Below are 20,934 nucleotides of genomic sequence, written 5' to 3' on the forward strand. Positions count from 1 at the left end.
TCATGAGCAGGCCGCCGCAGGCGGCTAAGCTTCAGGCTGGTTTCAAGGAGCAAGACAAGATGCGCATGACATTTGGCCGGCACGGGTTTCTTCTGACGGCTGCGGCCCTGGCTGCGGTGCTCGCGGGCTGCGAGGCCCCGCCCAAGGACCGGCCGCTCACTTCCGAAGTGCCGGCACCGCCGAGCTTCGCGCCCCCGCCCGAAAGTTGCCAGGCCCCGGAAGTGCGCTTTGCGCTCGGCATGCAGGCGACGCGTCCGTTGCTCGAAGAAATGCGCCAGCGCGCCGGCGCGAAAACCGCGCGCACCGTGCCGGCCACGGCGCCGGCCGACCCGGCCCAGGACGCGACGCGCCTCAACGCACAGGTCGATCCCACGGGCCGCATCCTCGGCGCGTACTGCGGCTGAGCTGCAGCGACCCGCAGGCTCAGAGCAACGTCCTCACTGCGAGGCCAGCGCCGCCATCAGCTCGGTCTCGATGGCCAGCTGCGTCTTCTGGCCCTGCAGTTCCGGCCCGCTGATCAGGAAGGTGTCTTCCACCCGTTCGCCCAGCGTCGTCACCTTCGCCAGTTGAAGGTTCAGGTGATGCCGCGCCAGCACGCGCGCCACCGAATACAACAGCCCCGCGCGGTCGCTGGCGGAGATGCTGAGGAGCCAGCGCTGCGCCTTGTCGTCGGGCACGAGGCTGATGCGCGGCTTGATCGGAAAACTGCGCACCCGGCGTGACACGCGTCCCATGCTCGGCGCGGGCAGGGCGCCGGCCTCGGTGAGCGTTTGCGCCAGGCCCGTCTCGACCATGCTGATCAGGTCGCGGTAGTGATCGGGCTGGAAGGTCGTGACCACCTGGAAGGTGTCGAGCGCGTAACCGTTGCTCGTGGTGTGGACCTTGGCGTCCAGGATGCTGAACGACGACTGATCGAAGTAGCCGCAGATGCGCGCGAACAGGTCGGACTGGTCGGGCGTGTAGACCACCACCTGCAGCCCTTCGCCCACCGGCGACAGGTGCGCGCGCACGATGGGCGGCGCCTTCGGGTCGATGGGCACGTTCTTCGGCGGCACGAAGCGAGAGAGCTGCTTGGCGTGCCAGGCGATCTCGGTGGCGTCGTGGCGCATGAAGTAGCCGACGTCCAGCGTGTCCCACAGCGCCTTGTGCGCCTCGAAACGCTGGGCGTGCAGGGCCAGCAGCACCAGGGCCTCGCGCTTGCGGGCTTCGACCTCGGCATCCGGGTCGGGCATGCGACCGCCGAGGGCGCGCAGCGTGAAGCGGTACAGGTCCTCGAGCAGCTTGCCCTTCCAGGCATTCCACACGCGCGGCGAGGTGCCGCGGATGTCGGCCACCGTCAGCAGGTACAGCGCCGTGAGGTAGCGCTCGTTGCCCACGCGCCTGGCAAAAGCGCCGATGACCTCGGGGTCGCCCAGGTCCTGCTTCTGCGCGACCTGGCTCATCACCAGGTGCTCGGCCACGAGGAACTCGATGAGCTTGGCGTCTTCCTTTGCGATGCCATGCTGCTTGCAGAAGCGCTGCACGTCGCGCGCGCCGAGCGTGGAGTGGTCGCCGCCGCGGCCCTTGGCGATGTCGTGGAAGAGGGCGGCGACGTACAGAATCCAGGGCTTGTCCCAGCCCGCTGCGAGCTGCGAGCAGCCCGTGTATTCATGCGCGTGTTCGGCGATGAAGAAGCGTCGCACGTTGCGCAGCACCATCAGGATGTGCTGGTCGACCGTGTACACATGGAACAGGTCGTGCTGCATCTGCCCCACGATGCTGCGGAACACACGCAGGTAGCGCCCCAGCACCGAGGTCTGGTTCATGAGCCGGAACGCATGCGTGATGCCGTAGGGCTGCTGCAGGATCCGCATGAAGGTCACGTGGTTGACCGGGTCGTTGCGGAACTTGCTGTCCATGACGTGGCGCGCGTTGTACAGCGCGCGCAGCGTGCGCGCCGACAGGCCCTTCACGCCGATGGTCTTCTGGTACAGCAGGAAGGTCTCGAGCACGGCATGCGGCTCGCGCTCGTACAGGTCGTCGCTGGCAATCTCGATGAGGCCGGCGCGCTCGTAGAAGCGCTCGTTGATCGGCGTCGGCTCCTCCGCCACGGGCTGCAGCCGCTCGGAAATGTTGAGCAGCAGGATCTGGTTGAGCTGCGACACCGCCTTGGCCGCCCAGTAGTAGCGGCGCATCAGCGCCTCGCTCGACTTGCGCTGCGATTCGCTCTCGTAGCCGAAGCTCGCGGCCACGGCCGTCTGCAGGTCGAACACCAGCCGGTCTTCGCGCCGGTTGGCGATCACGTGCAGGCGGGCGCGAATGAGCGAGAGCAGGGCCTCGTTGCGCTTGATCTGCTGCGCCTCGAAGGGCGTGGCCAGGCCGTTTTTCGCCAGGTCGTCCCAGCGGCTGCCGAAGCCGGCGGCCTTGCTCATCCAGAGGATGGTCTGCAGGTCGCGCAGGCCGCCCGGCGATTCCTTGCAGTTGGGTTCGAGCGCGTAGGGCGTGTTGTCGAGTTTCTGGTGGCGATGCCGCATTTCCTGCGACTTGGCCACGAAGAAGGCCTGCGGGTCGATGGCCTGCGTGAACTGGCGGCGGAAGGACGCAAAGAGCTTCTTGTCGCCGGTGATGAGGCGCGATTCGAGCAGCGAGGTCTGGACCGTGATGTCCTTGGCAGCCTCGTCCAGGCACTCGTCGAGCGTGCGCACGCTCGAGCCGATTTCCAGGCCGGCGTCCCAGCACTGGCCGATGAAGGCCTCGATGCGCGCCGGGTCGATGCCGCTGTCCTGGCCGTCGGGTGGCAGCAGCAGCAGCACGTCGACGTCGGAGTAGGGGAACAGTTCGCCGCGCCCGAAGCCGCCGACCGCGGCCAGCGCGAAGGCGTCGCCGAAGCCGGCTTCGTTCCACAGCGCGGCCAGCGTCTGGTCGGCCAGCGCCGAGAGCTGGCGCAGCACCGTGTGGACGCTGCGGGTGGGCGCGCGTGCGAAGCGCAGGGTGTCGAAAAGGGCGAGCTTTTTCGCGCGATAGGCTTCGCGCAGCGTCGCCACGTCGATCTTGGCTGCTTCGATCACGGCGGGGGCGCGCTTCGGCGCGTCAGGTTTTGGTCGAGGTGACGAAGGACGGCAGCGGCGGGCTGCCTTCGGAGAGCGTCAGCACCTCGTAGCCGGTTTCGGTGACGAGCACCGTGTGCTCCCACTGGGCCGACAGCGAATGGTCGCGCGTGACGATGGTCCAGCCGTCGTACTGGCCGCCCTTGAAGTCTTCCTTCACGTCGCGCTTGCCGGCGTTGATCATCGGCTCGATCGTGAAGATCATGCCGGGCTTGAGCTCTTCCAGCGTGCCCGGGCGGCCGTAGTGCAGCACCTGGGGTTCCTCATGGAAGCGCTGGCCCACGCCGTGGCCGCAGAACTCGCGCACGACCGAGAAGCCCTGGCCTTCGGCGAACTTCTGGATCGCGTGGCCCACGTCGCCCAGGTGGGCGCCTGGGCGCACCTGCAGGATGCCGTGCCACATGGCTTCGTAGGTGATGCTGCACAGGCGCTTGGCGGCGATGGAGGCGTCGCCGATCACGAACATGCGGCTGTTGTCGCCGAACCAGCCGTCCTTGATGACGGTGACGTCGACGTTCATGATGTCGCCCTTCTTCAGGGGCTTGTCATTGGGGATGCCGTGGCACACCACGTGGTTCACCGAGGTGCACAGCGACTTCGGGAACGGCACGCTGCTGGCACCCATGTAGCCCACCGTGGCCGAGGTCGTGCCCTGCTTGACCATGTATTCGGCGGCCAGCCGGTCCACGTCGTTGGTCGTGATGCCGGGCTTGATGAAGGGCGTGAGGTAGTCCAGCACCTCGGAGCCGAGGCGGCAGGCGACCCGCATGGCTTCGATGCCTGCGGCGTCTTTGTAGGTAATGCTCATGCCCCGAATTATCCCATTCGGCAAGCTAAAATTCCGGGTTAACGCGGATGACCCCAGTCAGCGGCCCTCCGCCCAGATTCCTTGATTCCCAACGCGGCCCCCAGGCCCCCATCGACCGTGACGCAGCCCGCACCTCAAGCCCTTCCTGTCGTAACCCTGTTCGAGGGCGGCAGCGCACTCAGCGACTTCCGTGCACGGCAATTGCTGCCGAAGCTGCAGGCCATCGAGCCACGCATCGAGGGCATCTCGGCCCGTTTCGTGCACCTGGTGGTCACCGATGCGTCGCTGGGCAACGCCGACCGCGAGCGCTTTGCCGCGCTCCTGACCTACGGCGAGCCCTTCGAGGCCCCGGCGGCCAAGGCGAGCGCCTCGGTGGTCGTCACGCCCCGCCTGGGCACCGTGTCGCCCTGGGCCTCCAAGGCCACCGATATCGCCCACAACTGCGGCCTGGCGCTGCGCCGCGTGGAGCGCGTCACCCAGTACCACCTGAAGCTCAAGGCGCCGCTGATTGGCAAGGCCCCCGTGCTCGAGGGCGATGCGCTGGCCGCCGTGGCCGGCCCGCTGCACGACCGCATGACCGAATCGGTGCTCGCCGCGGTCGAGCAGGCGGCCAGCCTGTTCAGCGAACTGCCGGCCCAGCCGATGGCGCAGGTCGATGTGCAAACGGGCGGCCGCGACGCCCTGGTGGCGGCCAACACCGGTTTCGGCCTGGCGCTGGCGGAAGACGAAATCGACTACCTCGTCGAAGCCTTCACCCGCCTGGGCCGCAACCCCAGCGATGTCGAGCTGATGATGTTCGCGCAGGCCAACAGCGAGCACTGCCGCCACAAGATCTTCAACGCCAACTTCACCATCGACGGCGTGGCCCAGCCGCAGAGCCTGTTCTCGATGATCCGCCACACCGAGAAGCAGAACCCGCAGCACACGGTGATCGCCTATGCCGATAACGCCTCGGTGATGGAAGGCGCGACCATCGAGCGCTTCATTCCCGTCGAAGGCTCGCAGAGCTATCAAAAAGATAGCGCCCTGAGCCATGTGCTGATGAAGGTCGAGACCCACAACCACCCGACGGCCATTTCCCCGTTCCCCGGCGCCTCGACCGGCGCGGGCGGCGAGATCCGCGACGAAGGTGCCACCGGCCGCGGCTCCAAGCCAAAGGCGGGCCTGACCGGCTTCACCGTCTCCAAGCTCTGGCCCGAAGAGGGCCACTACGGCAAGCCCGAGCACATCGCCAGCCCGCTGCAGATCATGACCGAGGGCCCGCTGGGCGGCGCCGCGTTCAACAACGAATTCGGCCGTCCCAACCTGCTGGGCTACTTCCGCGAATACGAGCAGGCGGTGACCAGCGACCTCGACACGGTGCAACGCGGCTATCACAAGCCCATCATGATCGCGGGCGGCCTGGGCAGCATCGACGCCACGCAGACCAAGAAGATCCAGTTCCCGGCCGGCTCGCTGCTGATCCAGCTCGGCGGCCCCGGCATGCGCATCGGCATGGGCGGCAGCGCCGCCAGCTCGATGGCCACGGGCGCCAACGCGGCCGAACTCGACTTCGACTCCGTGCAGCGTGGCAACCCCGAAATCGAGCGCCGTGCGCAAGAGGTCATCAACCATTGCTGGCAGCAGGGCGCGGCCAACCCGATCCTGGCGATCCACGACGTGGGCGCCGGCGGCCTGAGCAATGCCTTCCCCGAACTGACCAACGATGCCGGCCGTGGCGCGCGCTTCGACCTGCGCGCGGTGCCACTCGAAGAGTCGGGCATGGCGCCCAAGGAAATCTGGTGCAACGAGAGCCAGGAGCGCTACGTGCTGGCCATAGCGCCGGAGTCGCTCGAACAGTTCAAGGCCTTCTGCGAGCGCGAGCGTTGCCCGTTCTCGGTGGTCGGCGTGGCGACCGAAGAGCGCCAGCTGCTGGTCGCCGACGAAGGCGCCGCCGTGCAGCCGGTCGACATGCCCATGGACGTGCTGCTCGGCAAGCCGCCCAAGATGCACCGCGACGTGACGACCGTCGCGCGCAGCTTCAAGCCGCTCGATCTCACGGGCGTCGACCTGCAGAAGGCCGCCATCGACGTGCTGTCGCACCCGACCGTGGCCTCCAAGCGCTTCCTCATCACCATCGGCGACCGCAGCGTGGGCGGCCTGACGCATCGCGACCAGATGGTCGGCCCGTGGCAGGTGCCGGTGGCCGATTGCGCCGTGACGCTGGCCGACTACAAGGGCTTCGCCGGCGAAGCCATGAGCATGGGCGAGCGCACACCGCTGGCCGCGCTCGACGCGCCGGCCTCGGGTCGCATGGCCGTGGCCGAGGCCATCACCAACCTGCTGGCCGCGCCGATCGAACTCTCGCGCGTCAAGCTGTCGGCCAACTGGATGGCCGCCTGTGGCGAGCCCGGCGAAGACGCCGCGCTGTACGAAACCGTCAAGGCCGTCGGCCTGGAACTGTGTCCGGCGCTGGGCGTGTCGATTCCGGTCGGCAAGGATTCGCTGTCGATGCGTACGCAGTGGAAGGACAACGGCGAAGCCAGGAAGGTCACCTCGCCCGTGAGCCTGATCGTCACCGCCTTCGCCTCGCTGGCTGACGTGCGGGGCACGCTCACGCCGCAGCTCGATGCCACGGAGGACGACACCACGCTCGTGCTCATCGACCTCGGCCGTGGCCAGCACCGCATGGCCGGCAGCATCCTGTCGCAGACGCTCGACCAGAGCGGCGACACCGTGCCCGACCTCGACGATCCGGCGCAACTGGTCGCGCTGGTCAACGCCGTCAACGCGCTGCGCGCCGACGGCAAGATCCTCGCCATGCACGACCGCAGCGATGGCGGCCTGTTCGCCACCGCCTGCGAAATGGCCTTCGCTGGCCACGTCGGCGTGGCGTTGAATGTCGACATGCTCGTCACCGAAGGCGATGGCATTTCCGACAGCCGCATGGAAACCGGTGACGCCAAGAACTGGGCGCAGCAGGTCAGCGCGCGCCGCGAAGAGCTCACGCTCAAGGCGCTGTTCAACGAAGAGCTGGGCATGGTGCTTCAGGTGCGCACGGCCGAGCGCAACGACGTCATGCAGGTGCTGCGCGCCCACGGCCTCAGCACGCACAGCCATTTCGTCGGCAAGACGCGGCCCGCCAGTTCCACCATGGACGCCGGCAAGGGCAAGCTCGAAGTCTGGCGCGATGCCAAGTCGGTGTTCAGCGCCAGCCTGCACGACCTGCACCAGGTGTGGGATTCGGTCAGCTGGAAGATCGCCCGCGAGCGCGACAACCCGGCCTGCGCCGACGCCGAGCACGCCGCGGCCGGCGTGCCGAACGACCCGGGCATGCACGTGTTCCTGCCGAACGCACAGCCCGCAGCGCCGGCCCTCCTGCAGTCGCGCCCCAAGGTCGCGATCCTGCGCGAGCAGGGCGTCAACTCGCACGTCGAGATGGCCTATGCCTTCACCGAAGCCGGCTTCGAAGCCTTCGACGTCCACATGACCGACCTGCAGACGGGCAGGGCGGACCTGGCCGCGTTCAAGGGCGTGGTCGCCTGCGGCGGCTTCAGCTACGGCGACACGCTGGGCGCGGGCATCGGCTGGGCGCGCAGCATCACCTTCAACCCGAAGCTGGCCGAGCAGTTCAAGACCTTCTTCGGCCGCGAAGACACCTTCGGCCTGGGCGTGTGCAACGGCTGCCAGATGTTCGCCGAGCTGGCGGACATCATTCCGGGCGCCGAAGCCTGGCCGCGGTTCACCACCAACCAGAGCGAGCGCTTCGAGGCGCGCCTGTCGATGGTCGAGGTGCTCGAGTCGCCCAGCATCTTCTTCGCGGGCATGGCCGGCAGCCGCCTGCCGATCGCGGTGGCGCACGGCGAGGGCTATGCCAACTTCAAGCACCGCGGCGACGCGGCCAAGGCCATCGGCGCGATGCGCTTCGTGGACAACCACGGCCAGCCGACCGAGCAGTACCCGTTCAACCCGAACGGCAGCGCGGGCGGCCTGACCTCGGTGACCACGCCGCACGGCCGCTTCACCGCGGTGATGCCGCACCCCGAGCGCGTGTTCCGCAACATTCAGATGAGCTGGACGTCGGGCGACAAGAGCGCCTTGAGCCCGTGGATGCAGATCTGGCGCAATGCGCGCCGCTGGGTCGGCTAAGGCTTGCAGAAGCGCGCGAAGAGGGCGCGCGACAGGTTACGGTCCGTGGGGCGGTCGGGCTCCCAGCTCCACAGGGCCAGCGTGCCCATGATCGACGTGCGCTCGACGCCGCCCGCCTGCGCGTACAGGCGCGTCTGCACGTCCTGGGCGCGGCGCTTCGCGCAATCGATGGCGACCGTCAGGACCATGGAGCGGTAGCCGCCGAGCAGGCCTGCATCGCGCTCCTGGGCGAAGTCGACCAGCACCAGCGCCGCGGGGTAGGGGCGATCGTCGTCCCGGTTGTGGTTCGCGATCTCCATCAGGCCGCGCTGGTCGACCTGGATGCCGGTCACCTCGGAGCCGAAGCGGACGCCATCGAGCGGAACCCATCGCGACGGCTGCGCACTCGCACTGCCGATCAGGCCGACCCAAAGCACAAGGGCAAGGCTGCGTAACGCGGGGATGGGCATGGGCTGGCTCCTGGCAATGTTCAAGAGGGGGCGGACAAGAAAGCAAAAAGCGACCCACAGGTCGCTTTGAACGGGAATGCCGACGGCGCTTACTCCACCTTGGCCTTGGCGCGCAGCTCTTCCTGGTACTTCTGCAGGCGCTGCTGCTGCAGCTGCTGCGTGATCTGCGGCTTCACTTCTTCAACCTTCGGCAATTGGGCCTGACGGATGTCGTCGACGCGAATGATGTGATAACCAAACTGGGTCTTGATCGGGGCCGGGGTGGTCTCGCCCTTCTTGAGCTTGATCATCGCTTCCGAGAACTCGGGCACGAAGCTCGCCGGGTTGGCCCAGTCGAGGTCGCCGCCGTTGGCGCCCGAACCCGGGTCCTTGCTCTGCTTCTTGGCGATGTCTTCGAACTTGGCGCCCTTCTTCAGGTCGGCCATGATCTTCTTGGCCTGGTCTTCGGTCTCGACCAGGATGTGACGGGCCTTGAATTCCTTGCCGCCGTTGGCTGCCACGAATTTGTCGTACTCGGCCTTCACGTCGGCGTCGGACACGGCGTTGGTCTTGCGGTAGTTCTCGAACAGCGCGCGGATCAGGATGGCCTGGCGGGCGAGCTCGAGCTGGTTCTTGTAGTCCTCGGTGGCGTCGAGGCCTTGTTTCTGAGCTTCCTGCATGAACACTTCGCGCGCCACGATTTCCTCGCGCAGCTGGCCTTGCATCTCGGGCGTCACCGGACGGCCGGCGGCAGCCAGCTGCTGGGCCAGGACGTCCATGCGGGCTTTGGGCACCGGCTTGCCGTTGACGATGGCTGCGTTCTGCGCCACGGCCGACAGGGGAAGTGCACCGATCAGCGCTGCGGCCGCAACGGCCTGCAAGATGTGTTTTTTCATGAAATGAATATCAGGCTGGAGAGGAAATGCGCGTGTAGGAAAAGGCGCGGGAAAGAAAGCAGGAATCAGGAGGAAAGGGAGGAAGGGTGGGCGGCCGCGGCGAACGCGGCAAGCAACCGATTGGACGACTCAGAGCACCTCGATGGCGATGGCGTGCAGACCCTGTGCGATAAAAACTTGGAGGGCATCATACACAAGCCGATGCCGCGCCACGCGGGGCTTTCCGTCGAACAGCGGGGACGCGATGCGCACCCGGAAATGCGTGCCATAGCCCTCGGCATTGGCGCCCGCATGGCCAGCGTGGGCGGCGCTTTCGTCGATCACTTCGAGCTGCGTGGGCGAAAGCGATGCGCGCAGCGCCGCCTCGAGCGCGGCCACGGTGGGCAGGGGGATGGTGGTGGTGGTCATGCGGTCGGCTTGTCTTCCTTGAGGTGCGGCGCGATGTACAGGCCCTGCGCCACCAGGAAGACGATCGGGAACACGTAGCCCCAGAGCTTGAAGTTGACCCAGGCCTCGGTCGTGAAGTACGCCGCCACGTAGCCGTTGATGAGCGCCATGAACAGGCAATAGCCGATCCACGCCACGTTGAGCCGGCCCCAGATGCGCTCGGGCAGCTCGAGTTGCGCGCCCAGCAGCATCTTCAGGAAGTTCTTCTTCAGCGCCCACAGGGCCACCGCCAGTGCGATCGCCATGGCGCCGTACAGCGCCGTGGGCTTCCACTTGATGAAGCGGTCGTCGTGCAGCACCAGCGTGAGCGTGCCGAACAGCAGGATCAGCACCAGCGTGGCCTTCTGCATCGCCTGCAGCTTGCGTTCCATGGCGTAGATGACGGCCATCTGCACCACGGTAGCGGCCATCAGCACGCCGGTGGCGGTGTAGATGTCGGCGAACTTGTAGGCGCCGAAGAACAGCAGGATCGGGAAGAAGTCGAGGAGCAGTTTCATTTCTTGTGGAAGTCGAGCGACGCCGAGTTCATGCAGTAGCGCAGGCCGGTTTCGGTGGGGCCGTCGGGGAACACGTGGCCCAGGTGGGCGCCGCAATTGGCGCACACGTTCTCGGTGCGCACCATGCCGTGCGAACGATCGACGATGTTGCGGATGGCGCCGGGCACGGCCTCTTCGGAGAAGCTGGGCCAGCCGCAGCCGGCGTCGAACTTGGTGGCGGCTTCGAACAGCTTGGCGCCGCAGCAGATGCAGTGGTAGGTGCCGTCGTCCCAGTGGGCTTCGTACTTGCCGGTGAAGGGGCGTTCGGTGGCGGCGTGGCGCGTCACCTCGAAGGCGGCGGGTTCGGCGCCCTTTTCAGCGAGCAGGGCTTTCCATTCGGCGTCGGTTTTCTGTACGGGCGTGGTCATGATGAGCAGCTGATTTCGATCGTGGAGGCCCAGTCGGGCGGGAAGCCGGCGTAGTCGTCGGCACCGGGGTGTTCTTCACATGGGGTTTGGAGCAGCGTCAGCAAGGTTGCCACACCCGCGTGGTCCTTTTGCTGACTGGCTTCGATGGCCTGCTGGCCCAGGTGGTTGCGCAGCACGAACTTGGGGTTCGTCCGCAGCATCAATTCTGCCGCTGCGGCGCGTGGCAATGGTGCATGCCGCTCTGAAAAAGAGAGCATCCAGGCATCGAAGCCGGCCCGGTCGAGGAACAAGTCGCGCACCGGCTCGACGTTGCCGTCGGCCATGTGGTTCGACAGGCGGCGCCAGAAGATCGTGTGGTCGATCTTCTCGGCGGCCATGAGCTTGAGCACACCTTCGATGAGCGCGCGGTCGCCCTCGGCGGGCGTGGTCAGGCCCAGCTTGGCGCGCATGCGGTCTTCGAAGGCGTTGGGGAACACGGTCTTGTACGACTCCAGCGCGGCCACGGCGATGTCCTGGTCGCCGATCAGCGGCAGCAGCGCCTGCGCCAGGCAGAACAGGTTCCAGTAGGCGACGTTGGGCTGCTGGTTGAAGGCGTAGCGGCCCTGGGTGTCGCTGTGGTTGCAGATGTGGCGCGGGTCGAAGCCATCGAGGAACTGGAACGGCCCGTAGTCGATGGTGAGCCCGAGGATGCTCATGTTGTCGGTGTTCATCACCCCGTGGCAGAAGCCCACGGCCTGCCACTGGGCGAGCAGGGCGGCGGTGCGTTCGCTCACGGCCTCGAGGAAGGCGGCGTAGGCATTGCCGTTGAAACGCGCGGTGGCGCGGCACTCGGGGTAGTAGCGGTCGATGACGTAGTCGGCCAGCGCACGCAGCTCGTCTTCGCGCTGGTTCGCGGCGAAGTGCTCGAAGTGGCCGAAGCGGATGAAGCTGGGCGCCACGCGGGCCACGACGGCGGCGCTCTCGGGAGTCTCGCGATAGATGGGCGCATCGGAGCCGGTCACGCACAGCGCGCGCGTGGTCGGAATGCCCAGGCCGTGCATGGCTTCGCTGCACAGGAACTCGCGGATGCTCGAGCGCAGCACGGCGCGGCCGTCGCCGCCGCGCGAGTAGGGCGTGCGCCCCGCGCCCTTGAGCTGCACCTCGAGCCCGCTCTCGGTCTCGCCGAGCAGGATCGCGCGGCCGTCGCCCAGTTGCCCGGCCCAGACGCCGAACTGGTGGCCGCTGTACACGGTGGCAAGGGGCCGCGTGCCGGCGACTGGCAGGCTGCCGGTGAGCGCGGCGAGCGTGGTGTCCGACTCGTGCCATCCGGGCGGCAGGCCCAGCTCGCGGGCCACGGCGTCGCTGTGGCCGACCCAGTACGGGTCGGGCAGCGGCGTGGGGCGCAATTCGGTGAAAAAGGCGGGGCCCAGCGTCGAGAAGCCGGGCTTCCAGCGCAGGCCCAGGTCGGCGACCGGGGTGTCTTCGGCTAACAAGCTCATGCCCGGATTGTCCGGCAGCGCGCGAAACCCCGGGCCACAGAGGCCATCGGGTGCGTGGGGTGGCTCCTGGCCTCCGGGGCGATCGGCTACGACAGCGCGCCGCGCAGCGCCCCGGCGCCGTCGAGCCCGAGGCTGGCGCGGTACTGGGCCGGCGGCAGGCCGAACCAGCGCTTGCAGGCGCGAAAGAAGTTGCTGACGTCCACGAAGCCCAGCCGGTCGGCCACGTCCGCGAGCGTGTGGCGCTGCTCGGCCAGGTACTGCTTGGCGAGTTCGCGGCGCGTGCGATCGAGCAGCGCCTGGAACGACACCGACTCTTCCTGCAAGCGGCGCTGCAACGTGCGGTCGGCCAGCCCGAGGCCCGAGGCCACGTCCTGGCGGCGCGGCTCGCCGTGCTGCAGCCGGCGCGCGATCTCGGCGCACACCAGGCTGGCGGTGGTGGTCTGGCCCAGCAGGTTGAGCTGGTCGTCGAGCAGGTGCTCCTGCATCTCGCCCAGCGCCGCGTGGTGGGTCGGCAGCGGCATGGTCATGTCGGCCGACGAGAGCAGCAATCGGTTGGCGGGCGCGTTGAAGCGGATCTCGCAGCCGAAGGCTTCGCGGTGCAGCCGGTCGTCGGCCGGTGGCGGGTAGACGAACTCCATGGCCAGCGGCTGCAGCTCTCGGCGCGTGAGCCACTGGCACTGCATGAAGACGGTGAGCAGGGCGTATTCGACGCGCTGACGCGGAATCGGCAGGCTGCCACCGGTGTGCTCCATGACCATCCAGCAGCCGCGCGCGTCGGACTGCAACGAGAAGGCGGTGGCGTCGGAGATCACGGCCATGTAGCGCGTGAGCCGCGTGAGCGCCGCGCCCAGGCTCGGGCTGCAGGCCATGGCGTGGCCCACGGTGCCCAGCTTGCTGTGCGTGGCGGCCAGGTTGCGGTCCAGGCCCAGTGTGGGCCGGCCGGCGTGGGCCATGGCCACCTGCCACAGCACCGAGATATCGTCGACCGGGAAGCGCGCGTTCTGGCGGTGCAGCGATTCGGGGTCGAAGCCGGCATCGCGCAACAGCGAAGGCACGTTCAGGCCCTCGGCCTGGAACATCGACAGCACGCCTTCCAGCCACGCCGCCGAGCTGGTGCGCAGTTCCGGCTGCGGGCAGCCGGGGCGGCGCGACGGCCGGCGCGAATGGCGTGGCAGGGAGGCTTCTGAAGTCATTGGATTGGCTCGCTTGCGATAGCGGTGAAAACGGCGCCGGTTCCTAGAATTTTTCCAGTGCACGGCGGCCCGGAGTATGGGTGTCGCGCGCCAAGCCAGGAATTCCGATTAACCCGGTGTGGAGACAAGGCATGAAGACAACGACAACAGCACAAAACCAGGGTGCGGCAGGACAAACGGTGATGGCGCGCGCCATAGCGACGCTGGCCGCCGCGGCGGCGCTCGCGGCCTGCGGCGGCGGCTCGTCGGGGCCTGTGGGCTTTCCTTTGCTGCCACCGGCGCCCGCGCCGGCGCCTGCTCCCGCGGCGGACGGCCCCATGGTGCGCCAGACCACGGCCGGCAAGGTCGAGGGCGTGGACGACAGCGCCAGGACCGGCACCTGGTCCTGGAAGGGCGTCCCGTTCGCGCAGCCGCCGGTCGGCGCGCTGCGCTGGCGCGCACCGGTCGAGCCCGAGGCGTGGGCCGGCATCCGTCCGGCCAAGGCCTTCGGCAACGCCTGCCTGCAGATCGGCCGTCTCTTCAGCCCCGGCACCCACAACACCTACGACGCCACCATCGGCACCAACCTGGGCAAGCCGGTCGGCAGCGAAGACTGTCTGTTCGTCAACATCTGGCGCCCGGCCACGACCGACAAGAACCTGCCGGTGCTGCTGTTCATCCACGGCGGCAGCAATATTTCGGGCTACACGGCCGATCCGCTGTACGACGGCGCGGCGCTGGCCAAGGCCACCAACGCGGTGGTCATCACCGCCAGCTACCGGCTGGGCATCCTGGGCTTTTTGAACATGCCGCAGCTGCGGCCGGGCGGCACCGCGGGCGACGACTCGGGCAACTTCGCGCTGCTGGACAACATGGCGGCGCTGCGCTTCATCCAGAGCAACGTCGCCAACTTCGGTGGCGACCCGGGCAACGTCACGCTGTCGGGTGAATCGGCCGGCGCGACCAACCTGCTGGCAGTGATGACTTCGCCGATGGCCAAGGGCCTGTTCCACAAGGCCTTCGAGATGAGTGGCGGCATTTCGCTGGCCAGCAACCTGCCGGCGAAGACGCTACCGACGCTGCAGCCAGCTTCGGTGTCGCTGGCGCAGGGCCAGGCGATCCTCGAAAAGCTGCTCGTCGCCGACGGCACCGTGGCCGATGAAGCAGCGGCCAAGGTCTACATCGCCACGCGCACGCCGGCACAGATCGCCGACTACCTGCGTGCACAGGCGGGTGGGGCGCTGCTGACCAAAGTCACCGCAGCCGGGCTCGGCGCCGTTGCGCCCATTCCCGACGGCACGGTGTTGCCGGCGGACCCGATCGGCGCCATCGCAGCCGACAAATACGTCAAGGTGCCCATGCTTGCGGGCAATACGCGCGACGAGGGCAAGCTCTTTGCGTCGCTGCTGAAGACCATCGGCTATCCGGACCCCGGCTGGATCGTGACCGACGCCCAGCGCTTCTCGATGATGTTCGACTTCGACCCCGATGCCGCGCCCACGCTCACCGTAGCCGACATCATCCACCCGACCTACCTGCCGGTAGGTGCGGTTGGCCTGGGCTACAACGCGGCCACCGACACCATCACGCAGGGCCTGTTCGGCGCCAACCGCGACAACCTGCTCAACACGATGAAGACGCGCCAGTCGAACATCTGGCACTACCGCCTCGACTGGGCGCAGGAGACAGCGCCGTGGGGCGACATGTACGGCGCCGCACACGCCTTCGACCTGCCGTTCGTGTTCGGCAACTTCGAGGGCTCGCTGCTCAGCAACGTGATGGGCGGCAAGGCCAACGAGAAGGGGCGCGTGGCGCTGTCGAAGGCCGTCATGGCCAGCGTCGGTGCCTTCATGCGCAACGGCGATCCAAACACGCCCGAACTTGGTGCGACATGGGGAACATGGCCTTCGCAGATGCTGCTCGACGCCACGCCGACGGCCGCCAGGATCACGCCGGTGACCGCGCCTTGAAGAGCCGCTTCGTTCAATCATGCAGTGCGGGTTTGTGTCATTGTGCGAGTGGCCGAAGCTTGCGTGAATCTCTCGTTCGCAAAGCTTTCTGAAGTCATTTCACATAGGAGTCCGTAGATGCTGGGTTTGATGCAAGACCAACCGCTTTTGATCTCGTCGCTGATCGAGTTCGTCGAGCGCCACAACGGCGACGGCGAGATCGTCTCGCGCCGTGTCGAGGGCGATATCCACCGCTGCACCTGGAGCGACATCGCATCGCGCGCCCGGCAGGTGGCCAATGCGCTGGACGGCGAGCAACTGCTGTTCAGCGACCGCATCGCCACCCTGGCCTGGAACGGCTACCGCCACCTGGAGCTGTACTACGGCGTGAGCGGCAGCGGCCGTGTGCTGCACACCATCAACCCGCGCCTGCACCCCGACCAGATCGCGTGGATCGCCAACCATGCCGAAGACCAGATCCTGTGCTTCGACCTGAGCTTCCTGCCGCTGGTGCAGGCGGTGCATGCACGTTGTCCCACGATCCGGAAATGGGTTGCACTGTGTGACGCCGACAAGCTGCCGGTCGACAGCGGCGTGCCCAACCTCGTGAGCTACGAGGTCTGGATGGGCGCGCAGTCCACCGACTACGACTGGCCCACCTTCGACGAGAACTCGGCCTCGAGCATGTGCTACACGAGCGGCACCACGGGCAACCCGAAGGCCGCGCTGTACAGCCACCGCTCGACCATGCTGCACGCCTACGCGGCCGCGCTGCCCGACGTCATGCGCATTTCGGCGCAGGACTCGGTGCTGCCGGTGGTGCCGATGTTCCACGTCAACGCCTGGGGCATTCCGTACTCGGCCGCGCTGGTGGGCTGCAAGCTCGTGTTCCCGGGCCCGTCGCTGGACGGCAAGTCGGTGTACGAACTCATCGAAGCCGAAGGCGTGACTTTCGCGGCCGGCGTGCCTACCGTCTGGCAGATGATGCTGGGCCACATGCAGGCCAACGGCCTGAAGTTCAGCAAGCTCAACCGCACCGTCATCGGCGGCTCGGCCTGCCCGCCGGCCATGATCACGGCCTTCCAGGAGCACTACAACGTCGAGGTGCTGCATGCCTGGGGCATGACCGAGATGAGCCCGCTGGGCACGCTGTGCACATTGAAGAACAAGCACCTGTCGCTGCCGGCCGATGCGCAGCTGCAGATCCGCATGAAGCAGGGCCGCGCCATCTTCGGCGTCGACATGAAGATCGTCGATGGCAACGGCGACGAACTGCCGTGGGACGGCAAGGCCTACGGCGACCTGCTGGTCAAAGGCCCCTGGGTCGTCAAGGAATATTTCAAGGGCGAGGGCGGCAATCCGCTGGTCGTCGACGCCGCGGGCCGGGGCTGGTTCCCCACCGGCGACGTGGCCACCATCGACGCCGAAGGCTACCTGCAGATCACCGACCGCAGCAAGGACGTGATCAAGTCGGGCGGTGAATGGATCAGCTCGATCGACATCGAGAACATCGCCGTCGCGCACCCGGCCATTGCCATGGCGGCCTGCATCGGGGTGTTCCATCCCAAGTGGGACGAACGTCCGATCATCGCGGTCATGAAGAAGCCCGGTGCCGAAGTCACCCGCGAGGAACTGCTGAAGTTCTACGAGGGCAAGACCGCCAAGTGGCAGATCCCGGACGACGTCGTGTTCGTGGAGGCCATTCCGATCGGCGCCACCGGCAAGATCCTCAAGACGAAGCTTCGCGAACTGCTCAAGGACTACAAGCTGCCGGGTCTTTGAAGCACGGCCAACGCCCACCCGCACTGTCGCGCACGCGATAGGAAGGCCGCTTCGGCGGCTTTCCTTCCGGGCAATCCCTGTGCGGCGAAGAAAAGGGCGCTTGTACGCTGGCGTCCCCCGGCTCTTTCACTCAGGAGACTCTTCATGCACTTCGGTATCAAGTCAGTGGCAGCCTGTGCCATGTTGGTGAGCGTTTCAGCGTCCTTCGCCCAGAAGGGCGAGACCGTCAAGATCGCCTGGCTCGACCCGTTGTCGGGTCTCATGGCGGCCGTGGGCACCAATCAGCTCAAGACCACGCAGTTCCTGGCTGAAGAGTTCAACAAGAAGAATGCGTCGGGCGTGAAGTTCGAGATCATCGCGATCGACAACAAACTGAGCCCGCAGGAAACCACCGCCGCGCTGCGTTCGGCGCAGGACCAGGGCGCGCGCTACATCACCCAGGGCAACGGCTCGGGTCCGGCGCTCGCGATCATCGATGCCATCGAGAAGAACAACGCGCGCAATCCCGGCAAGGAACTGCTCTACCTGAATTACGCGGCGGTCGATCCCGACCTCACCAACAGCAAGTGCAGCTACTGGCACTTCCGCCTTGATGCCGACACCTCCATGAAGATGGAAGCCCTGACCACCTGGATGAAGGACCAGGCCGACATCAAGAAGGTCTACATCCTTGGCCAGAACTACTCCCACGGGCAACAGGTGTCCAAGTTCGCCAAGGAAGACCTGAAGATCAAGCGCCCCGACATCCAGATCGTGGGCGACGACCTGCACCCGCTCGCGCAGGTGCGAGATTTCTCGCCCTACATCGCCAAGATCAAGGCCTCGGGCGCCGACACGGTCATCACCGGCAACTGGGGCTCCGACCTGTCGCTGCTCATCAAGGCGGCGAACGACTCGGGCCTGGACGTCAAGTTCCTCACGTACTACGCACCGGGCGCCGGCACGCCCACGGCCATGGGCGCCACGTCGGCAGGCAAGGTCTACACCGTGGCCTATGCCCACTACAACATGGGCGGCGAGATCCAGCGACTGCTCAACGGCTACAAGAAGAAGATGAACGACGACCTGACGCAGTCGTCGATCTATCACACGTTCGCATTGCTCGATGCCGCCTTCGTGCAGACCAAGTCGACCGACCCTGTCAAGGTGGCCGCTGCACTCGAAGGCATGAAGATCAAGAGCTTCAATGGCGAAGTCGAGATGCGCAAGGCCGACCACCAGCTGCAGCAGGGCCTGTACATCTCGCGCTGGGAGAAGGCCAGCGCCAAGTACCCCTACGACGCCGAGAACACCGGCTACACCAACGTTCCCGTGAAGTATTACGAGTCGTATGTGGCGAGCACGCCCACGACCTGCCAGATGAAGCGCCCCTAGGGGGCTTTGTGAACGCATTTCCTACCCATCAGTAGAAAAAACCTACCGATGGGTAGCAAATCAGGAAATGCACTGTCGCCTGCGCGATAGATACGTGCCCTTGCCGCCCCTTCCTTACGGGCATTCCCTGAGGGGTGGGGTGGCAAAGACTTGTACGCTTGTGCAGCGTTTTTGATATCGGTTCTGACCAGGAGATATAGATTGAAGTTCGCTCTGAAGATCGCTACCGCCGCCGTGCTCGCGGCAACTGCCGCCGGTGCCTTTGCCCAGAAGGGTGAGACCGTCAAGATCGCTTGGCTCGACCCGCTGTCGGGCCTGATGGCGGCGGTCGGTACCAACCAGCTCAAGACCTTCCAGTTCCTGGCCGAAGAGTTCAACAAGAAGAACGCGGCCGACGTCAAGTTCGAGATCATCGGCATCGACAACAAGCTCAGCCCGCAGGAAACCACCGCCGCGCTGCGCTCCGCCATGGACCAGGGCGCGCGCTACGTGGTGCAGGGCAACGGTTCCGGCCCGGCCCTGGCCATCATGGACGCGCTCGAGAAGCACAACGCCCGCAATCCGGGCAAGGAAGTGCTGTACATCAACTACGCGGCCGTCGATCCCGACCTGACCAACAGCAAGTGCAGCTACTGGCACTTCCGCCTGGACGCCGACACCTCCATGAAGATGGAAGCACTGACCACCTTCATGAAGGATCAGGCCGACATCAAGAAGGTCTACCTGATCAACCAGAACTACTCGCACGGCCAGCAGGTCTCGAAGTACGCCAAGGAAAACCTCAAGAGCAAGCGCCCCGACGTGCAGATCGTCGGCGACGACCTGCACCCGTTGGCTCAGGTGCGCGACTTCGCTCCCTATATCGCCAAGATCAAGGCTTCGGGCGCCGACACCGTCATCACCGGCAACTGGGGTTCCGACCTGGCGCTGCTCATCAAGTCGGCCAACGACTCGGGCCTGAACGTCAAGTTCTACACCTACTACGCCGTGACCAACGGCACGCCGACCGCCATGGGCGCGGCCTCGGACGGCAAGGTCTACCAGGTGGGCTACAGCCACTACAACGCGCCGGGTCCGGTCCAGCCGCTGATGGGCGAGTTCAAGAAGCGCTTCAACGACGACATGTACACCACGGTGGTCTATACCGTGTACGCGATGCTCAGCGAAGCCTTCGTGCGCACCAAGTCGACCGATCCCGTCAAGGTGGCTGCGGCCATGGAAGGCATGAAGTTCAAGAGCTTCAACGGCGACGTCGAGATGCGCAAGGCCGATCACCAGCTGCAACAAGGCCTGTGGATCTCGCGCTGGCAGAAGGCCGACGCCAAGAACCCGTACAGCCCGGAAAACACCGGCTACACGCTGGCGCCGGTGAAGTACTACGAGCCCTACGTCTCCAGCACGCCCACCACGTGCCAGATGAAGCGACCTGGCGGCGCCTCCTGATCGGCGTCTGATCGCCCCCTGACCGGTCGAGGCCCGACTTCAACACTCGGGCCTCTTTCTTTTTCAACCGACACGGAAGACCGATGAACGTCGAATTCTTCGTCATCTCACTGCTCAACGGCGTCAGCTATGGCCTGCTGTTGTTCATGCTGAGCTCTGGCCTTACGCTGATCTTCAGCATGATGGGTGTGCTCAACTTTGCACACGCCAGTTTCTACATGCTGGGCGCTTATTTCGCCTACACCCTGTCGGGCGTCGTTGGCTTCTGGCCGGCGCTCTTCCTTTCGCCGCTGCTGGTGGGTGCGCTCGGTGCCGCCTTCGAGCGCTACAGCCTGCGCCGGGTCCACAAGTTCGGCCACGTGCCCGAGCTGCTGGTGACCTTCGGCCTTTCGTACCTCATCCTCGAGCTGGTCCAGCTGGTCTGGGGCCGCTCCACGGTGCCCTACGGCCTGCCCGAGGCGCTGCAGGGGCCGCTCTTCACGCTGTACGGCACGCAGTTCCCCAAGTCGCGCTCGTTCATCATGCTGGTGGCGTTGCTGATGCTGGTGTCGGTGTGGCTGCTGCTCACGCGCACGCGCATTGGCCTGGTGATCCAGGCGGCGCTGAAGCACCCCGACATGGTCGAGGCGCTGGGCCATAACGTGCCGCGCGTGTTCATGCTGGTGTTCGGCGGCGGTGCCGCGCTGGCCGGCCTGGCGGGCGTGGTCGGCGGCAATACGTACGTCACCGAGCCGGCCATGGCGGGTTCGGTCGGCTCCATCATCTTCGTGGTGGTGGTGGTCGGCGGCATGGGCTCGCTGGCCGGCGCCTTCCTGGCGTCGCTGCTGATCGGCATCATCCAGACCTTCGCGGTCGCGCTGGACCACTCGCTGGCCACCGCGCTGCAGGCGCTGGGCGTGGCCGTGACCGACCAGACCTTCGGCTACGAGCTGCTCAAGCTCACGATCTCGCAGGTCGCGCCGATCCTGCCGTACCTGTTCCTCGTGCTGATCCTCATCTTCCGCCCGAAGGGTCTTCTGGGCACCCGGGAGGACTGACA

16 protein-coding genes are annotated in these 20,934 nt (G+C 66.4%); 7 read left to right on the forward strand and 9 right to left on the reverse strand.

Annotated elements, in window-relative coordinates:
* Window positions 1–59: 59 nt before the first annotated feature.
* Window positions 60–404 (forward strand): hypothetical protein, encoded by a 345-nt coding sequence (locus ASD34_RS19900; RefSeq protein ID WP_056580768.1) that lies wholly within the window; start codon window positions 60–62, stop codon window positions 402–404.
* 33 nt (window positions 405–437) lie between these two features.
* On the opposite strand, the gene ASD34_RS19905 is transcribed toward ASD34_RS19900, so the two are convergent.
* Complete coding sequence (locus tag ASD34_RS19905; protein ID WP_056580773.1) at window positions 438–3,047, reverse strand: [protein-PII] uridylyltransferase; 2,610 nt, start codon at window positions 3,045–3,047, stop codon at window positions 438–440.
* A gap of 22 nt (window positions 3,048–3,069) precedes the next feature.
* Window positions 3,070–3,894, reverse strand: a complete 825-nt coding sequence (map, locus tag ASD34_RS19910) for a type I methionyl aminopeptidase (protein ID WP_056580776.1) — start codon at window positions 3,892–3,894, stop codon at window positions 3,070–3,072.
* Between the two features lie 117 nt (window positions 3,895–4,011).
* Here map and purL point away from each other — a divergent pair, with 117 nt between their 5' ends.
* A complete protein-coding gene (gene purL / locus ASD34_RS19915; protein ID WP_056580779.1) occupies window positions 4,012–8,022 on the forward strand; it encodes a phosphoribosylformylglycinamidine synthase in 4,011 nt (1,336 codons plus the stop codon).
* Here the strand turns inward: purL and ASD34_RS19920 are convergent.
* From ASD34_RS19920 to ASD34_RS19950, 7 genes are all read right to left on the reverse strand, one after another.
* Window positions 8,019–8,471 (reverse strand): hypothetical protein, encoded by a 453-nt coding sequence (locus tag ASD34_RS19920; protein WP_056580782.1) that lies wholly within the window; start codon window positions 8,469–8,471, stop codon window positions 8,019–8,021. The genes purL and ASD34_RS19920 overlap by 4 nt on opposite strands.
* Before the next feature lie 89 nt (window positions 8,472–8,560).
* On the reverse strand, window positions 8,561–9,346 hold the full coding sequence (locus ASD34_RS19925) for a peptidylprolyl isomerase (RefSeq protein ID WP_056580785.1): 786 nt from the start codon (window positions 9,344–9,346) through the stop codon (window positions 8,561–8,563).
* Between the two features lie 129 nt (window positions 9,347–9,475).
* Window positions 9,476–9,754: a BolA family protein gene (locus tag ASD34_RS19930; protein WP_056580792.1), complete on the reverse strand. Its 279-nt coding sequence runs from the start codon at window positions 9,752–9,754 to the stop codon at window positions 9,476–9,478.
* On the reverse strand, window positions 9,751–10,290 hold the full coding sequence (locus ASD34_RS19935) for a septation protein A (RefSeq protein WP_056580794.1): 540 nt from the start codon (window positions 10,288–10,290) through the stop codon (window positions 9,751–9,753). The genes ASD34_RS19930 and ASD34_RS19935 overlap by 4 nt, the downstream gene beginning before the upstream one ends.
* Window positions 10,287–10,697 carry a peptide-methionine (R)-S-oxide reductase MsrB gene (gene msrB, locus ASD34_RS19940; RefSeq protein WP_056580797.1) on the reverse strand — a complete coding sequence of 137 codons (411 nt, stop codon included), beginning with the start codon at window positions 10,695–10,697 and terminating at the stop codon, window positions 10,287–10,289. The genes ASD34_RS19935 and msrB overlap by 4 nt, the downstream gene beginning before the upstream one ends.
* A complete protein-coding gene (locus ASD34_RS19945) occupies window positions 10,694–12,175 on the reverse strand; it encodes a protein adenylyltransferase SelO (RefSeq protein ID WP_056580801.1) in 1,482 nt (493 codons plus the stop codon). Before ASD34_RS19945 ends, msrB begins: the two co-directional genes overlap by 4 nt.
* An 86-nt stretch (window positions 12,176–12,261) precedes the next feature.
* The gene (locus ASD34_RS19950; RefSeq protein ID WP_082548966.1) at window positions 12,262–13,350 is read right to left on the reverse strand and encodes an AraC family transcriptional regulator; all 1,089 of its coding nucleotides are present in this window, start codon (window positions 13,348–13,350) and stop codon (window positions 12,262–12,264) included.
* Between the two features lie 200 nt (window positions 13,351–13,550).
* On the opposite strand from ASD34_RS19950, the gene ASD34_RS19955 reads away from it, so the two are divergent.
* The 5 genes from ASD34_RS19955 to ASD34_RS19975 all read left to right on the forward strand — a co-directional run bounded on the left by ASD34_RS19955 (window position 13,551) and on the right by ASD34_RS19975 (window position 20,932).
* Complete coding sequence (locus tag ASD34_RS19955; RefSeq protein ID WP_056580805.1) at window positions 13,551–15,317, forward strand: carboxylesterase/lipase family protein; 1,767 nt, start codon at window positions 13,551–13,553, stop codon at window positions 15,315–15,317.
* A gap of 117 nt (window positions 15,318–15,434) precedes the next feature.
* Entirely contained in the window at window positions 15,435–17,078 is a 1,644-nt protein-coding gene (locus tag ASD34_RS19960) for a 3-(methylthio)propionyl-CoA ligase (RefSeq protein WP_056580809.1), read from the forward strand.
* A gap of 144 nt (window positions 17,079–17,222) precedes the next feature.
* Window positions 17,223–18,452 carry a branched-chain amino acid ABC transporter substrate-binding protein gene (locus ASD34_RS19965; protein WP_056580812.1) on the forward strand — a complete coding sequence of 410 codons (1,230 nt, stop codon included), beginning with the start codon at window positions 17,223–17,225 and terminating at the stop codon, window positions 18,450–18,452.
* A gap of 201 nt (window positions 18,453–18,653) precedes the next feature.
* The gene (locus ASD34_RS19970) at window positions 18,654–19,895 is read left to right on the forward strand and encodes a branched-chain amino acid ABC transporter substrate-binding protein (RefSeq protein ID WP_056580813.1); all 1,242 of its coding nucleotides are present in this window, start codon (window positions 18,654–18,656) and stop codon (window positions 19,893–19,895) included.
* Window positions 19,896–19,978: 83 nt separating this feature from the next.
* Window positions 19,979–20,932 carry a branched-chain amino acid ABC transporter permease gene (locus ASD34_RS19975; RefSeq protein WP_056580816.1) on the forward strand — a complete coding sequence of 318 codons (954 nt, stop codon included), beginning with the start codon at window positions 19,979–19,981 and terminating at the stop codon, window positions 20,930–20,932.
* Window positions 20,933–20,934 lie beyond the last annotated feature (2 nt).

Source organism: Variovorax sp. Root473, from assembly GCF_001426505.1.
GTDB lineage: Bacteria > Pseudomonadota > Gammaproteobacteria > Burkholderiales > Burkholderiaceae_C > Variovorax.